Here is a 15,016-nt window from a genome sequence, read left to right on the forward strand (position 1 = left end):
GGTGAACGGACCCCAACCGCGGATTCAGGCAAGTTCCTGCAGGGCGGCCTCGATCATGGCGGCGGTCACCGGAATGGTTTCCAGTTCGTCGGCATTGTCGAGGTAGGCCTCAAAGGAGGCATAGCGCCGCAGATGGGGCTGGGCCGCCGGTTCGGCACAGGCCTCGCTCCAGCAGAGCTCATCGGAATGCCCGGATTGCACGGCGCGATAGGACGCCAGGGCTTCCTCGAGATCGCCACCATCGCCGATGGCCTCACCGTGCCAGAACGCCTCGAAAAACACCATGGAGCGGAACGGGGGCAAACCAGCTGGAAGCAGCGTATCCAGCTCTCCAGCAGGGGGGAGTAGAAACAAGGGAATCCGGTTCTCCCATGGGCAACAACTCCCCTGCAACGGGCAAAACCTGGTGGGAACGGCAGCGCACCGGACTGTCCAAAGTGGTGGCCGTGCTGGTGTTCGTGGTGGTGGCCCTCACCCAGAGCCGCTGGGAACAGCACCACGAGGACGTGGCCACCTTCCTCTACAGCGCAGGATTGGCCCTGGCGGCCATCGGCGCAGCGGGGCGGATCTGGTGCTCGTTCTTCATCTCCGGCCGCAAGGACGGCCAGCTGGTGACCGAAGGTCCCTACTCGATCAGCCGCAATCCCCTGTATGTCTTCAGTTGCATCGGGCTGGTGGGGGTGGGACTGACCACGGAAACCCTCACCTACCCGGTGCTGTTTCTGCTGATCTTTGGGCTGTACTACCCCGGGATCATGGGCCGGGAGGAACGGCGCCTCGAAGAGCTGTTCGGTGATGCCTATCGCGCCTACCAGCAGCGGGTGCCGCGCTTCTGGCCCCAGCCTCGGCTCTACAGCGAACCAGCGAGCTGGAGCAGCAACCCGCGCCTGTTCCGCCGCCACATCCTCAGCGACATCTGGTTTGTGTGGATTGCCGCGATCATCGAGCTGGTGGAGGGATTCCGCAACGTGGGGTGGCTCCCCCACCTGCTGCAGCTCTGGTGAGTGCACCGTCGCACACCGCTCACCAGCACCCGTCACTCACCACCAGTCATCCCAGAAGGGACCGCCGAAACCGTCATCAAAGGCAGGCTCCACGGTCCAGGTGGGGGGTGGTCCCCCAGCCAGGGGCGGCTTGGGGGGGCCGGAGAGGGTTTCGGCGTTGATGCCGGGAATCGGCACGGCCTCACACGGACACAGGCAGGCCCCATCGGGGCCCATCTGGCCGACGGTGGGCTGGGCACAGCCACAGGAACATCCCTGGGCCTGACCAGCCGGGGGAGCCATCAGGCAGAGCAGGGCCAGGCCAGGGACGGCACCACCCATGCGGAGAACAGACGGCCAGGGCATCGAATCAAACCGGGTGAGAGGACAACAGGCTGGAATGGGAAGCGGAGGCTGCGCTCAGGCGGCAGGTTGGGCCATCACCTCCCCGTAGCCGGCGCGGCGCTGGGAATCGAGGTGCTCCAGATGCTTGCGCTCGTTGTAATAGAGCTCCTGGAAGCGCAGGGCATCGCCGTTGAGCTCGGCGAAGAGGGCCTCGATCCGCGCTTCCATATCGCTCACCGGAGCCAGGCCTGAGGCGGAAGCTCGGGCCTCCTGGCGTTCCTCATCCAGCAGCCGGGCGATGCAGCGCTCCAGGGTTTCAAGCCGTTGGCTGCCCCAGGCATCCAGCAGGTGTCGGCAACGCTTGACGCTCTTCTGCCGTTCCAGGGCAGCCGTGGCACCGCGCAACTGGAGCAGGGGCTGGCTGAGGCTCATCCGCTGCAGTTCACTCGGCTCCAGCAGGGGGGTGAGCCGGCCGAGCAGGGCGCTCTGCTCCACCACCAGCAGGTCGGCCAGCAGCCGGGGCAGGTCGAGATCCGCCAGCTCGAGGCCAGGGTCACTGCCCCGGTTGATCGCCTCCAGCCGACCGACGCCCAGGTTGTCCTCCTCCAGGGAACTGATGGCTGCCCAGAGCAGGCGATGGTGCTGCAGGGCGAAGTCGTCGAGCTCCCGCTGGCGCAGCTCCACCCGGATCGCGGGGCGATGGGTGGGGCAATGGAGATAGAGCCGCAGCAGCTCAGCCTCAGCCCGTTCCCGCAAGCCCGCCTCGCCCGGCTGCTCCCACTTCTGGGAGCGCCCATGCCAGCGCTGACCCTTCACCTGCTGGCGCAGGTCGTCTTCGAGCTGGATCGCCAGCCGCGCCTGGCCGCCGCTCAGCCGCTCGGCCACCCGCTGGAGGTAGTGGCTGCGCACGGCGCTCTGGGGCAACTTGCCGAGCAGGGCAACCAGGGCTGTCACCGCCTGCTGGAATTGGTCGGCACGGGCCAGATCGCGCCCCTCGAGGACCTGCTCCATCTGCCAATCCAGCCAGAGGGGGGCCTGATCGAGCAGGGAGCGGTACTCGCCGGCGCCGTGCTGCTGGAGGAACTCGTCGGGATCTTTGCCAGCTGGCAGGTGAAGCACCCGCAGCTCCAACTGGCCCTGCAGGGCCAGTTGCTCCACCTCGCCGATGGCGCGCTGGGCGGCGCGCACCCCGGCGCCATCGCTGTCGAAGTTGAGAATCAGCCGCCGGCTCTCGCAGCAGCGGCACAGCTGGGTGATCTGCTGGCTGCTGAGGGCCGTGCCCAGGGCCGCCACCGCATTGGTGATGCCAGCGGCATGGAGGGCGATCACGTCGAAATAGCCCTCCACCACCACCGCCCGGTCGTCCTTGCGGATGGCCGGGCTGGCCTTGTCGAGCCCAAAGAGGTGTTTGCCCTTCTCAAACACCTCCGTTTCCGGCGAGTTGAGATATTTGGGTTCAGCGCCGTCAAGACTGCGACCGCCAAAGCCGATGACCCGGCCCTGGCGGTCCTTGATGGGCACCATCACACGACCACGGAACCGGTCGTAGAAGCCGTCCCCACCCTTGCGGGGCACAACCAGACCGGCGGCCTCCAACAGCTCCGGAGCCAAGCCTTCAACCTGCTGCAGGTGGGCGAGCAGGCCATCCCAGCGATCGGGGGCAAAGCCGAGCTCAAAGGCTTCGAGGGTGGCCTCGCTCAGGCCACGGCTCTCACGCAGATAGGCCAGGGCAGCCGCTCCCTCCGAGGTGCGGAGTTGGCTGCGAAACCACCCCGCCGCCAGGGTGAGAACCCGGTGTAGCTGTTCACGGCGGGAGAGCTGCTTGCGCAGCCGTTCCTGCTGGGGACCGTCGAGGGTTTCGATCGGCAGCTGGTACTTGCGCGCCAGCTCCAGCACCACATCGCTGAAGCTCTGGCGCTGGTGCTCCATCAGAAACTTGATGGCATTGCCTCCCGCTCCGCAGGAGAAGCAGTAGTAGAACTGCTTGGCCGGGGACACCGTCATCGACGGTGACGTGTCGTCGTGGAAGGGACAGATGCCGACGTACTCCCGACCCTTCTTCTTGAGCACCACGTGCTCGCCCACCACATCGACGATGTCGGCCCGCTCCTTGACGGCCTCGATCGTGCGGGGGTGGAGACGGGGCAGGCTCAAGGGACAGGGGGGCTGTGGTGGGCACTGAAGCGACGCCCGATTCTGACGGGGGCCGGCGTGCCGTGCTGGGGATGGTGGCCAGCGCCCTGAGTTTCTCCCTGATGGGGGTGTGCGTGAAACAGGTGGGCGGGCGAATTCCCGCTGCCGAGGTGGTGCTGGCCCGGGCGATCGTGAGCGTGGGCCTGAGCTGGTGGCTGCTGCACCGCGCCGGGGTGCCGCCCTGGGGGCAGCGGCGCGGACTGCTGGTGTGGCGCGGCGTGATCGGCACGGCCGCCCTGCTGTGCGTGTATGCGGCCCTGGCAGCCCTGCCCCTGGCCTCCGCCACGGTGCTGCAGTACCTCTACCCCCCGTTCACCGCCCTGCTGGCCTGGTTGATGCTGGGAGAACGCATCGGCAAGCGGGTGCTGGCCGCCATGGCCCTCGGTTGGGCCGGGGTGCTGCTGGTGGCCCAACCCGGTAGCGACCTGGCCCTGGCCTGGCAGCCGGTGCTCATCGCCGTGGCGGGGGCCCTGTTCACGGCCCTGGCCTACGTGAGTGTGCGCTCCCTGGGGCAGAGCGAGCATCCGCTCGTGATCGTGTTCTATTTCCCGCTCGTGGCCCTGCCCTTGAGCCTGCCGCTGGTGGCGCTCGATCCGGTGCTGCCGACCCCTGGGGAGGTGGCCTGGCTGATTGGGGTGGGGGTGTTCACCCAACTGGGCCAGGTGTACCTCACCCGCAGCCTCACCGCCCTGCCGGCGGCCAGGGCCACGGCAATCAGCTACGTGCAGGTGGTGTTCGCAGGGGGCTGGGGCTGGCTGTTATTCGGCGAGACCATCGATGGCGCCACAATCGCCGGCGCGGCGCTGGTGTTGGCCGCCACCCTGGTGAGCCTCAGTCATCGTCAGCCGGTGCGTTGAGCGTGTCGGCATGGGCGACCACCCGGCGGCAAAACGCCACCAGCTCCTCTGGGGTCATGTCGTGCTTGGCGTCGTTGGTCCGCCAGGCACAGATCACGAAGTTGGGTTCAGGGCGGTTGGAGTGGTGGTCAATCGTGGGCAGCAGGGCGTACTGCTTCTTGTGCTCACCCTTGCCCTCCGCCGCCTCCCGGTTGTCGTAGGTGCCGATCAAATGCCAGTCGAGTTGTTCCCCGGTCCAGTGATCGAGGCCGCCTGAGGCCACCACGGCCTCGTGAATGGCGAGCCGGTACTGCTGCACGTTGCCGCTGCCACCGCGTTTCTGATCGCGTTTGCACAGGGTGACGGCCTTGCGCTGCACCCAGCCCGGATAGGTGCGGGCCACGTTGTCGGGCATCCAAGGCGGCGGGCTGGTCTCCATGCCCTGAGTCTTGCGGTTCACCGCCAGCCTGGCCAGCAGTGGGCATCCGGCCTAGAACGCAAGCAGCGACCGTTCTGGAGCGATCCCATGCGCCATGCCGTTCTGCTGCCCGCGCTGGTGGCGGCGATGTCAGGACTCCTCGCCCTGCCATGCCGGGCAGGCGGCGCCATCGGGCAGTCCAACGTGAGCCAGGCGGAAGCGATCCGCAGTGCCACGGTGGGCATGCTGCCCGGAGAGGTGATCACCTCCAGCAACTGCACCGAAACCCTGGTGGATGGCATCACGTTGTACAGCTGCGAGGTGCAATGGGGGGCACCACCGTCCCCCTGAGCCAAGTTCAGCCCTTGAGGGGCAAGGGATCCGTGATCCAGGCCTGCACCCCAGGGCTGGCGGTGCCCGCGTCTCCACGGGGGCGGGCCAGGCGCCAACTTTGGCGCCGTTCCCCCCGCTCGAGGTAGAGCTCGAAGGGGCTATCAACCCGAATCCGATCGCCGGCGAGACGCCAGTCGAACTGACCTTCCACCCGGAGTCCCTTCGCCTCGCCGATGCGGACCGACTCCTGCTGGGACACTCGCACCCGGCTCACCTCGGGGATCCCGCCGGACTCGAGGGCCAGGGCGTCGGCAATGGCCCCCTGGGTGAGCTGGATCTGCAGCTCAAGCGCCTGCAGGAGCACCGAGCGGGGCGGCTGACCGACGCCACTGCAGCCCACCAGCGCGAACGGCAACACCACCACCAGGGGCAACAGCCAGCTCAACAGCCGGCGCCACCAGCCGGACGTCCAGGTTGAGGGCAATTTGGGCTGGGCATCGCTAGGCAGGGCGGGCACGATGGGGAACCTTTCACTGCTCCCATGATCGGCTGGCTGCAAGGGCAACTCACCCACCCCTGGCAGCAGGACAAACGCTTCGGCCTGATGCTGGTCTGCCAGGGGGTGGGCTACGACGTGCAGGTGACCCAGCGGCAATGGCAGCAACTGCCTGGGGAGGGCAGTGCGCTGAGCCTGCACATCCACCACACCATCCGCGACGACGCCTGGCTGCTCTTCGGGTTTGGCGAACGCCACGAGCGCGATCTGTTCCGCGAACTGGTGGCCGTCACAGGCGTGGGCCCCCAGATGGGCCTGGGCCTGCTCGGTGCGATGGACCCTGGCGAATTGGTGCAGGCGATTGTGCAGGCCGACCTGCGCCGCCTTTGCCAGGCACCCGGGGTGGGCAAGCGCACCGCCGAGCGACTCGCCGTGGAATTGCGCACGCGGCTGCAACAGCGGTTTCTGGGTCAGTTGGAGGATCGGGAGGACTCAGATCCCCTCGCGGACCTCTCCCTGCTGCCGGCCTCAGGCCGCGATGAGGTGCACCTCACCTTGGCGGCCCTGGGCTACGAAGCCCTGGAAATCCACCGGGCCCTGCGGGCCGTGGCGGTGGGAAGCTTGGCGGCCGGGGCCCCAGCGGAAGACTGGATCCGGGAATGCCTGCGCTGGCTGTCCCGCGAGGTCGCCTGATCCGATCGGGGCCTGACCACTGGGCGGTATGGTGGTCCCTTGCACCGTAGGTCCCCAGCCCGGGCCCAGCCTGCGCTTCACTCCCCAGCCCATGCCGCTCACCACCACCAAAAAGCAGGAACTGATCAACGGTCACCAGACCCATGGCACCGACACCGGTTCCGTGGAAGTGCAGGTGGCCATGCTCAGTGAGCGGATCAGCCAGCTGACGGGCCATCTCCAGAAAAACAAGCACGACTTCTCCTCCCGGCAGGGTCTGCTGAAGATGATCGGTCGCCGCAAGCGCCTGCTCGGCTACCTCAACGGCATCAGCAAGGAGCGCTACAGCGCCCTGATCGCCAAGCTCGGCATCCGCGGCTGATCGGAGCGACCATGGCCGGCAAGGGGATTGAGGGTCGTGCCCCAGCCGGCAAGGCCAAGCGCCAACCACAGGGGAAACCCGCCCGACCCGCCGCCAAACAGCGCAGCACGGGGCAGCAGGTGATTCCCGATGCCGTGGCCAACCGCATGGCCCGGCGCATTGCCATCGGCACGGGCATCCCCACCCTGATGGGCATGGGCGTCTTTGTGGGCAGCTATCTTCTGGTGAGCCGCCAGATCGTGGAGGTTCCGACCGGCGTCACCCTGGCCGCATCGGGAGCCTGTTTTTTTCTGGGCGTGCTGGGGCTCAGTTTCGGCGTCCTCTCCGCCAGCTGGGAAGACAAGCCTGGAAGCCTTCTGGGCACCGAGCAAATCGGCGTGAACATCAGCCGCCTGCGCAGCTCGATCAAGAGCATGCGCCAGGGCGGCACTGGCCCCCAGTCCTGATCAAGCAGCCAACAGGGGCGAACTGATCCGGGCCTGAAAATCGGCCGCCGTGAGCGTGTCGAGGGCGGCGCCCACATCTCCCACGCAGAACTGGGGGCCGAGCCGAACGAAACGGGTCTGGTCCGCCTGATGGACGAGGGCTACAACCGGCACCCGCAGGCCGGCTTCCTCCTGGGGGGGCTTGTGGCGATGCAGGCACTCGCGCAGCCTGTGCTGGATGGCGATGTCCGCAGCCTGCTCGGCTGGCAGGTCCACCATCAGCAACTGAAGATCATCAATGGAGCGGCAGTCGTCAACGATCAGCTGCACCCGATCATCGCGGCGGTCGACCGAGGCCCACACCAGCAGGCGGGCGTCCACCATCAGGTGGTCGGCCAGGCGCGCGTAGCTCTTGGGGAAGACCACGGCCTCACAGCTGCCGGTGAGATCCTCCAGCTGCAGGACGGCCATCCGATCACCCTTGCGGGTGGTGACCTGGCGGAGTTCGGGCACCATCACCACCGCACTCACCTTGGCCTTGTCCGCCATCTCCTCCAATTGTCCCAGGGCGATCGGGGAGAGCAGCTTCACCTGGCGGGCCAACTGCTTGAGGGGGTGATCGGAAAGGTAGAAGCCCACCAGCTCCTTCTCCAACCGCAGTTTTTCGGTGGGGGGATAGTCGGGCACCGGCGCCGCCTTGGGGGCCGTACTGAGATCAGCTGCTGAGGCTCCAACGGGGTTGCTGTCGGCTGGGGCCGCCAGGAGATCGAAGAGATTGCCCTGGCCGCTGGCCCGATCCTTGGCCCGGGAACTGGCCCAGTCGATCACCAGATCGAGGTCGGCCATCAACTGGGCACGGTTGGCGCTGGGTTCCAGGGCATCGAGGGCACCGGAATGGATCAGGGCCTCCATGGCCCGGCGGTTGAGCTGCTGGCCGGGGATGCGATCACAGAGTTCGGCCAGGCTGGCAAAGGGGCCGTCAACCCGACGGCACTCGATCAACTGCCGAATCGCCCCATCCCCCAGATTGCGCACGGCCGAGAGGCCAAAGAGGATGCGATCACCCACGGGTGTGAAATCGATGCCGGAGGCATTCACATCAGGAGGCATCACCTCGATACCCATGGCGTTGCAATTGGCGATGTAACGCTGCACCTTGGCGCTGTCGCCGGCATTCACGGTGAGCAACGCCGCCATGTAGGCCACCGGATAGTGGGCCTTGAGATAGGCGGTTTGATAGGTCACCGCCCCGTAGGCGGTGGAGTGGCTCTTGTTGAAGCAATATTCAGCAAAGAGCACCATCTGTTCGAACAGCGCTTCCGCAACCCGTGGCTCCACCCCCCTTTCGGTGGCACCACTCACAAAAATGCTCTGGTGCTTCTCCATTTCGCTTTTCTTCTTCTTGCCCATCGCCCGCCGCAACAGGTCAGCCTCGCCCAGGGAGTAGCCAGCCAGATCCTGGGCAATTTTCATGATCTGCTCCTGGTAGACCATGATCCCGTAGGTCTCCTTGAGGATCGGCTCCAGCTTTTCGTGGGCGACGTCAATCGCTTCACGCCCGTGCTTGCGATTGATGAATTTGGGAATGAGACCCGCGTCCAAGGGGCCTGGTCGATACAGGGCCAGAATGGAGGAAATATCTTCCAGCGACGAGGGTTTAAGGTCGCGCACGATCTGGCGCATGCCGCTGGATTCCAACTGGAAAATTCCCTCGAGATCACCGCGGGCCAGCAGGGCGTAGGTGCCCTCATCGTTGAGCGGAAGATCATCGGGATCTACTCTCACACCGCTGCTCTGCTCCACCAGATCGACGGTTTTATCGATCATGGTGAGATTTTTCAGGCCCAGGAAGTCCATCTTCAGCAGGCCCATCGACTCCACATCTTCCATGAAGTACTGGGTGATCACCTGGCCATCGTTGTTGCGCTGCAGGGGCACAAATTGATCCAGCGGTTCGGCGGCAATCACCACACCGGCGGCGTGCACGCCAAAGGTCTTGTTGGTGCCCTCGATGCGCATGGCCATGTCCACCCAGCGCTTGACCGCTGGGTCTTTCTCATACTTCTCGCGAAACTCAGGCGCCGGCGACTCTGCGCCGATCATCTCCTTGAGCTTGGCAGGTTTGCCCCGCACCACCGGAATCAGCTTGGCCAGCCGGTCGGCATCGCCATAGGGAATGTCCAGCACCCGCGCCACATCCTTGAGCACGGCCTTGGAGGTCATGCGGTTAAAGGTGATGATCTGGGCCACCTTCTCTTCGCCATAACGCTGGGTGACGTAGTCGATCACCTCGCCACGGCGTTCGATGCAGAAGTCGGTGTCAATATCCGGCATCGACTTGCGCTCGGGATTGAGAAAGCGCTCGAACAGCAGCCCATTGGTGACCGGGTCGATATTGGTGATGCCCAGGGCATAGGCCACTAGGGAACCCGCCGCCGAGCCCCGGCCCGGACCAACCGGAATGCCGTTGTCCCGGGCGAAACGGATGTAGTCCCACACCACGAGGAAGTACGTGGGGAAACCCATCTGCTCCATCACCTGCAGCTCGAAGGCCAACCGCTCGCCGTACTCCGTCTCAAATGCCGCACCACCCCCCAGGTGCAAGCGATCCCGCAGGCCCTGCTCGGCCACCGCGGTGAGGTAGCTCACCGGCGTGTGCCCCTCGGGAATCGGGAACCGCGGCATCTGGTAGCGGCCCAGGATGTCGTAGGCCTCCACCTTCTCCGCCACCTTGGCCGTATTGGCCACGGCGCGTTGGATCACGTCCTGGGAGAGGTGATCGCCAAAGAGGGCGAGCATCTCGGCTTCGCCCTTGATGTATTCGGTGCCGGTGTAGCGCAGACGCTTTTCGTCGCTGATCAGCTTGCCGGTGAGCACGCACAGCAAGGCATCGTGGGCCTCCACGTCATTGGCGCTGAGGTAGTGGGCGTCATTGGTGGCAATCAGCTCAATGCCCAGCTCGGCGCCGATGCGGGCGATCTCCGTGTTGACGATGCGATCTTCGATCCCACCATGGTCTTGGATCTCCAGATAGAAATCGTCGCCGAAGGTGGCCTGATACCAACGGGCCACCTCCCGGGCCACCTCGGGCCGGCCCCGCAAAATGGCCTGGGGAATCTCACCGCCCAGGCAGGCGGTGGCCACGATCAAGCCATCGCTGTACTGGGCCAGGAGCTGCTTGTCGATGCAGGCCCGGGCAAAAATGCCCCGACCCCGCATGCCGCGCAGGTGGCTGATGCTGGTGAGCTTCACCAGGTTGCGATAGCCCACGGCATTCTTGGCCAGCACCACGAGGTGGTAGCGCTTCTCTTTTTTCTGCTGGGGATCATCAATGGAGCCATTGATGACATACATCTCGTTGCCGATGATCGGCTTGATTCCTGCCTTGGTGCAGAGCTTCAGCAACTCAATGGCGCCATACATGACACCGTGGTCGGTCAGGGCCAGGGCCGGCATCCCGAGCGCTACCGCCCGCTCCACCATCGCCGGCAGCTGACTGGCTCCATCCAGGAGGCTGTAGTCGCTGTGGTTGTGGAGTGGAACGAAGGCCAAGGAGCGAGACGGCCGGAGGGCGCCAGAGGCCTCCTAAGGCTAGGCGACGACGCAAGATCCAGTGTGCTGGCTCAAAGGAAACGTAGAACTGGCACCAGATCTGGGGCCCGCCTAGGGAACCAACCCGGCTGGGGGGCGAGCCTCCATCACCCGGGCCGCCTGCTCGTAATGGTGGGCCACCTGCAACAGACGCGGCTCCTCCAGCACGCCGGTGATCAGCTGCAGACCGATGGGCAGACCCTGCAGGTCGAAGCCACAGGGAAGGCTGATCGCCGGCAGGCCAGCCATGTTGGCGGGAATGGTCAGCAGGTCGGCCAGGTACATGGCGAGCGGGTCCTCCGCGTGGGCACCAAAGCCAAAGGCGGTGGTGGGCGAGGTGGGGGTGAGCAGCACATCGACGGCTTCGAACGCCCGGTCAAAATCGCGCCGGATCAGGGTGCGCACCTGCTGGGCCTTCTTGTAGTAGGCATCCACATAGCCGGCTGAGAGGGCGTAGGTGCCGATCAGGATGCGACGCTGCACCTCATCGCCGAAGCCTTCCGCCCGGCTGCGGGCCGTCATCTCGGCCAGGCTGGCCGCATCCGGCGAGCGGTAGCCGTATTTGACGCCGTCGTAACGGGCCAGGTTGGCCGACGCCTCGGAAGGGGCAATGACGTAGTAGGTGGCAATGCCGTCGTTGAACCGGGGGCAGCTCACCTCCACCAGCTCGCAGCCCAGGGCTTCCAGCTGGGCCGCCGCCGCCATCACCGAAGCCTTCACCTGGGGGTCGAGCCCCTCCGCCTCGAAGCACTCGCGCACAATGCCCACCCGCAGACCAGCCACCGGCTGCTGCAGGGCGGCCCGGTAATCGGGTACGGGGGCCTTCAAACAGGTGGCATCGCGGGGGTCGGCACCGGCAATCACCTGCAGCAGTTCGGCCGCATCGGCCACGCTGGTGGTGAAGGGGCCGACCTGGTCGAGGGAGCTGGCAAAGGCCACCAGGCCGTAGCGACTGACGCGGCCGTAGGTGGGCTTCAGACCCACCACACCGCAGAAGGCGGCAGGCTGGCGAATCGAGCCGCCGGTGTCGGATCCGAGCGAGGCCAGGCACTCGCCGGCGGCCACCGCGGCGGCACTGCCACCGGAACTGCCACCGGGAACTTTCTCCGGATTCCAGGGGTTGCGGCTGGGGCCGAAGGCTGAGGTCTCGGTCGAGCTGCCCATGGCGAACTCATCGAGATTGGTCTTGCCGAGCAGGACGCCACCGGCCTGCCAAAGGCGCTCGGTAACCGTGCTTTCGTAGGGGGGCACGAAGTGCTCCAGCATTCGGCTGGAGCAGGTGGTGGCCACCCCCTTGGTGCAGAGGTTGTCCTTGATCGCCAGTGGAATGCCCGCCAGGGGAGGCAGGGCTTCGCCGGCCGCCCGCCGCTCATCGATGCGATCGGCATCCGCCCGGGCCCGCTCCGCCGTGACCTCCAGGAAGGCGTGGACGGTGGAATCGACCGCAGCAATGCGGGCCAGGTGGTGATCCGTGAGCTCCCGGGCCGAAACGTCGCCCTTGCTCAGTTGCTCACGCCATTCGGCGATCCCCATCCACCCTATTGCCAGTTGGTCTGGACGCTATCAGCCGACCCTCATCCCCCGAACTCGGTGAGGGGTTCACCCCGCCGGGTACGGAGTACCCGGTGCTCCAGCGATCCAGGAGATTCGGCCTGAATGTCGTCGAGGAAGGCAGGTAGGTGGGTTTCGAGCGTGCGACGACGCACGAAGGGCCCAAACCAGTAGACCGCATCGGGAGAACGCGTCTCCACCCGCGCCCACCAAGCCAGGCCCAGACCATTGGCGCAGCTGCGCACGGGCCACAGCAAGGGATTCATGGGGCGGGGGCAGGACTCCCTGCATTCTGCCCGGCCCGAGGCCCGTCAGGCATGGCGCGGCTCACAACTGAATGTCTCCCCAGAACCCGGGAGCGCGAGCGGGGCTGGGGTCCAGGTCCAGCCCGGAATCCAGCGGGATCTTCGCTGGATCTGGTGCCGTGGGCTCACTCGCCGCCAGGGAATCGGCCGACTCATCAGGTTCGGAGTGCTCTCCCGCGGCAGGGCTGGACAGGTCCGGGGCCGGATCGAACGCCATGGCGTGCTCGGGTTCGACCTCGCTGTCGACCTCTCTGTCGACCTCGGTGTCGGGAGCACTGGCGGAAGCGGCCGGGGCGGGGAGCTGGGGCCTGACCAGGCGCGGTGCGGGCTGGGAACCGCTGAGCCCCTTCATCCAGCCACGACGGGCCACCTCGTACAGGAGCAGGGCCGTGGCCACGGAGGCATTGAGGCTGGGGGTCGCCCCCCGCAGGGGGATGCGCACCAGCTGGTCGCAGTTGCGACGGGTCAGCATTGAGAGTCCATCGCCCTCCGAACCGGTGACGATGACCAGGGGCCCGTCCAAGTCAACCTCCTCCAGGCTGACGGTGCCCTCCGCCGCCAGGCCCACGATGCGATAGCCCTCCTGCTTGAGGGTGTCGAGGGCGCGGTTGAGGTTGACGACGCGGGCGACGGGAAGGTGCTCCAGGGCGCCGGCCGCCACCTTGGCGACCGAGCCGGTGAGACCCGCACTGCGGCGTTGGGGCAGCACCAGTCCGTGGGCACCAAGGGCCTCGGCGCTGCGCACGATGGCCCCGAGGTTCTGGGGGTCCGTGAGGCCGTCAACCGCCATCAGCAGCGGGGGTTCGCCGATGCTGGCGCAACCCTCGATCAGGGTCGGGAGGTCGAGGGTTTCTGCGGCGGCGGTCTGGAGGGCGATGCCCTGGTGCACCGCACCACCGGTGAGTTGACCCAGCCGTGCCCAGGTGACCTCCTCCACCAACACACCGGAGGACTTCGCCTCGCGCAGCAACTGCAGAAATTTGGGACTAAAGCGCATCTCCGGCGTGCACCACACCCGGTGAATCGGCCGGCCACTCTCCAGGGCAGCCTGGGCCGGGTGGCGTCCCCAGATCAGGTCCGTGCTGGGGTCAACGCTGTGGCGCTCGGCCTCCCCAGTGGGTGGGAGGCTGCCGGCATCGACAATCAGGGGCTTGGGCGCGAAGCGGGCCGGCCCCCCACGGGATCCTTCAAAACGGGAGCCTTCAAAGCGTGATCCCCCGAAACGGCCCCCTTCCGAACGGCCGCCGGCGGGGCGGCCGCCCTCGAATCGACGGCCCTGGGGACGGCCGCCACCGAACCGGCTGCCGTCCGAGCGGCCCCGCTCAAAGCGGCCCCCCTCCGGACGACCGCGCTCAAAGCGGCCTGGCTCGGGCCGGCCGGCCTCGAACCGGGGCCCCTCGGGCCGGCCACCCTCAATCCGACGCACCTCGGGACGCCGACCCAGGGGACGGCCCCCATCGCCGCGACGGGCCTGGGGACGCCGGTCATAGGGCTTGCTGTCCAGCGGGGGGCGTTCCCCGCGGCTGCTGGATCGATCCCCACTCCCCTCCCGGCGTGGCTGGTCGCCATCCCGTCGCCATTCGGGCTTCGGACCACTGAAGCGGGGCGGGCGTCCTGCCCCGCGGCCCCCGCCCCCCGTCCGCTTGTCCGGACGACGTTCAAATCGTGGGCTCATGGCGTTTCCCGCTGGTTATGGATCGTTCTCCTTCAAGTGATCTAGCAGCTCGGCCAACCGGGGCGGGTCGTGGAGAAACAGCCAGCCCAGCAATGCCTCGAAGCCGGTGGCCTGGCCATAGGCCGCCGCATCCCCCCGACGGGGCCCCCGTCCTGCCCGATTTCGGCCCCGGCGTACCAGGTCCCGTTCGGCCTCGTGGAGGAGAGAATCGAGGCATTCCAAAGCTCTGGCCTGGGCATCGGCGCGCACCGCCTGCACCACCTCCTGATGGAGGGTCTGGGAACGGGCCGGCCGCCGACACCGCTGCAAGCGCTGGTGGAGTTCCCAGACCGCATCCCCCAGCCAGGCGAGCTGGACAGGTCCAAGTTCGCCGCTGGGGAGCTGGGTGGGGAGCGCAGTCAGCCAGCTGGTTGCGGCCCCGGAGCCGCCGTCAACCTGCTCAGGCGGCGAGGTTGCCAAGGGCCGTGTCGAGATCGGGCTGGAGATGCAGGAATTCCTCGAGGCGCACGAGTTTCACGGTTTGCACCACGCGCGCGTTGCCCACCACGAGAAACTGTTGCTGGTCGGTGTTGCACTGCTTGGCCAGCTGCACCAGGGCCCCCAGGCCGGAGGAGTCAATGAAGTCGATATGGCTCAGATCGATCACCAGGGGCTGACCCATGCCCCGGTGGGAGGCGATGAATTCCCCAAACTGCTTGTCGGAATAGGCATCCAGCTGGCCGGTGAAACGGAACAGCTGGCAGTGGGCCTGCTGCTCGAAGCCCCCTCGCAGGGACACCGTCAATCGCTGCAGGTCGTGAATGGCTCCAGT

At 66.6% G+C, this 15,016-nt stretch carries 17 protein-coding genes; 6 read left to right on the top strand and 11 right to left on the bottom strand.

Annotated features, from left to right (window positions below; genetic code table 11):
* Positions 1–24: 24 nt before the first annotated feature.
* On the bottom strand, positions 25–285 hold the full coding sequence (locus tag H6G16_RS07270) for a hypothetical protein (RefSeq protein WP_190389607.1): 261 nt from the start codon (positions 283–285) through the stop codon (positions 25–27).
* Positions 286–371: 86 nt separating this feature from the next.
* Here H6G16_RS07270 and H6G16_RS07275 point away from each other — a divergent pair, with 86 nt between their 5' ends.
* Positions 372–1,004 carry an isoprenylcysteine carboxylmethyltransferase family protein gene (locus tag H6G16_RS07275; protein WP_190389608.1) on the top strand — a complete coding sequence of 211 codons (633 nt, stop codon included), beginning with the start codon at positions 372–374 and terminating at the stop codon, positions 1,002–1,004.
* A 36-nt stretch (positions 1,005–1,040) separates the two neighbouring features.
* On the opposite strand, the gene H6G16_RS07280 is transcribed toward H6G16_RS07275, so the two are convergent.
* Positions 1,041–1,325, bottom strand: coding sequence for a hypothetical protein (locus tag H6G16_RS07280; RefSeq protein ID WP_190389609.1), 285 nt, complete (start codon positions 1,323–1,325; stop codon positions 1,041–1,043).
* Between the two features lie 78 nt (positions 1,326–1,403).
* Positions 1,404–3,482: a DNA primase gene (dnaG, locus tag H6G16_RS07285; protein WP_190389610.1), complete on the bottom strand. Its 2,079-nt coding sequence runs from the start codon at positions 3,480–3,482 to the stop codon at positions 1,404–1,406.
* A 71-nt stretch (positions 3,483–3,553) separates the two neighbouring features.
* Here dnaG and H6G16_RS07290 point away from each other — a divergent pair, with 71 nt between their 5' ends.
* Positions 3,554–4,378, top strand: a complete 825-nt coding sequence (locus tag H6G16_RS07290) for a DMT family transporter (RefSeq protein WP_190389777.1) — start codon at positions 3,554–3,556, stop codon at positions 4,376–4,378.
* Here H6G16_RS07290 and H6G16_RS07295 read toward each other — a convergent pair.
* Positions 4,353–4,796 (bottom strand): hypothetical protein, encoded by a 444-nt coding sequence (locus tag H6G16_RS07295; protein ID WP_190389611.1) that lies wholly within the window; start codon positions 4,794–4,796, stop codon positions 4,353–4,355. The two genes, H6G16_RS07290 and H6G16_RS07295, sit on opposite strands and share 26 nt — an antisense overlap.
* Positions 4,797–4,883: 87 nt before the next feature.
* Between H6G16_RS07295 and H6G16_RS07300 the strand changes: the two genes are divergently transcribed.
* Positions 4,884–5,126, top strand: coding sequence for a hypothetical protein (locus H6G16_RS07300; RefSeq protein ID WP_190389612.1), 243 nt, complete (start codon positions 4,884–4,886; stop codon positions 5,124–5,126).
* Between the two features lie 7 nt (positions 5,127–5,133).
* Here the strand turns inward: H6G16_RS07300 and H6G16_RS07305 are convergent, their stop codons facing one another.
* Positions 5,134–5,616: a hypothetical protein gene (locus H6G16_RS07305; RefSeq protein WP_242036286.1), complete on the bottom strand. Its 483-nt coding sequence runs from the start codon at positions 5,614–5,616 to the stop codon at positions 5,134–5,136.
* A 33-nt stretch (positions 5,617–5,649) separates the two neighbouring features.
* Between H6G16_RS07305 and ruvA the strand changes: the two genes are divergently transcribed.
* The 3 genes from ruvA to H6G16_RS07320 all read left to right on the top strand — a co-directional run bounded on the left by ruvA (position 5,650) and on the right by H6G16_RS07320 (position 7,104).
* A complete protein-coding gene (gene ruvA, locus H6G16_RS07310; RefSeq protein WP_190389613.1) occupies positions 5,650–6,297 on the top strand; it encodes a Holliday junction branch migration protein RuvA in 648 nt (215 codons plus the stop codon).
* A gap of 91 nt (positions 6,298–6,388) precedes the next feature.
* Positions 6,389–6,658, top strand: coding sequence for a 30S ribosomal protein S15 (gene rpsO, locus H6G16_RS07315; RefSeq protein WP_094559543.1), 270 nt, complete (start codon positions 6,389–6,391; stop codon positions 6,656–6,658).
* Between the two features lie 11 nt (positions 6,659–6,669).
* Positions 6,670–7,104: a PAM68 family protein gene (locus H6G16_RS07320; protein ID WP_190389614.1), complete on the top strand. Its 435-nt coding sequence runs from the start codon at positions 6,670–6,672 to the stop codon at positions 7,102–7,104.
* Here H6G16_RS07320 and H6G16_RS07325 read toward each other — a convergent pair whose 3' ends face one another.
* The 6 genes from H6G16_RS07325 to H6G16_RS07350 all read right to left on the bottom strand — a co-directional run bounded on the left by H6G16_RS07325 (position 7,105) and on the right by H6G16_RS07350 (position 14,989).
* Positions 7,105–10,635, bottom strand: a complete 3,531-nt coding sequence (locus H6G16_RS07325; protein ID WP_190389615.1) for a DNA polymerase III subunit alpha — start codon at positions 10,633–10,635, stop codon at positions 7,105–7,107.
* Positions 10,636–10,746: 111 nt separating this feature from the next.
* Positions 10,747–12,207 (bottom strand): Asp-tRNA(Asn)/Glu-tRNA(Gln) amidotransferase subunit GatA, encoded by a 1,461-nt coding sequence (gatA, locus tag H6G16_RS07330; RefSeq protein ID WP_190389616.1) that lies wholly within the window; start codon positions 12,205–12,207, stop codon positions 10,747–10,749.
* Between the two features lie 41 nt (positions 12,208–12,248).
* Positions 12,249–12,491, bottom strand: coding sequence for a DUF1816 domain-containing protein (locus H6G16_RS07335; RefSeq protein WP_190389617.1), 243 nt, complete (start codon positions 12,489–12,491; stop codon positions 12,249–12,251).
* A gap of 61 nt (positions 12,492–12,552) precedes the next feature.
* Positions 12,553–14,205 (bottom strand): 23S rRNA (guanosine(2251)-2'-O)-methyltransferase RlmB, encoded by a 1,653-nt coding sequence (gene rlmB, locus H6G16_RS13095; RefSeq protein ID WP_242036243.1) that lies wholly within the window; start codon positions 14,203–14,205, stop codon positions 12,553–12,555.
* A 15-nt stretch (positions 14,206–14,220) separates the two neighbouring features.
* Entirely contained in the window at positions 14,221–14,607 is a 387-nt protein-coding gene (locus tag H6G16_RS07345; protein ID WP_190389779.1) for a ribonuclease III domain-containing protein, read from the bottom strand.
* A 37-nt stretch (positions 14,608–14,644) separates the two neighbouring features.
* Entirely contained in the window at positions 14,645–14,989 is a 345-nt protein-coding gene (locus H6G16_RS07350; RefSeq protein WP_190389618.1) for an STAS domain-containing protein, read from the bottom strand.
* Positions 14,990–15,016: the final 27 nt, after the last annotated feature.

It is taken from the genome of Cyanobium sp. FACHB-13342 (genome assembly GCF_014697415.1).
Lineage (GTDB): Bacteria > Cyanobacteriota > Cyanobacteriia > PCC-6307 > Cyanobiaceae > Cyanobium_A.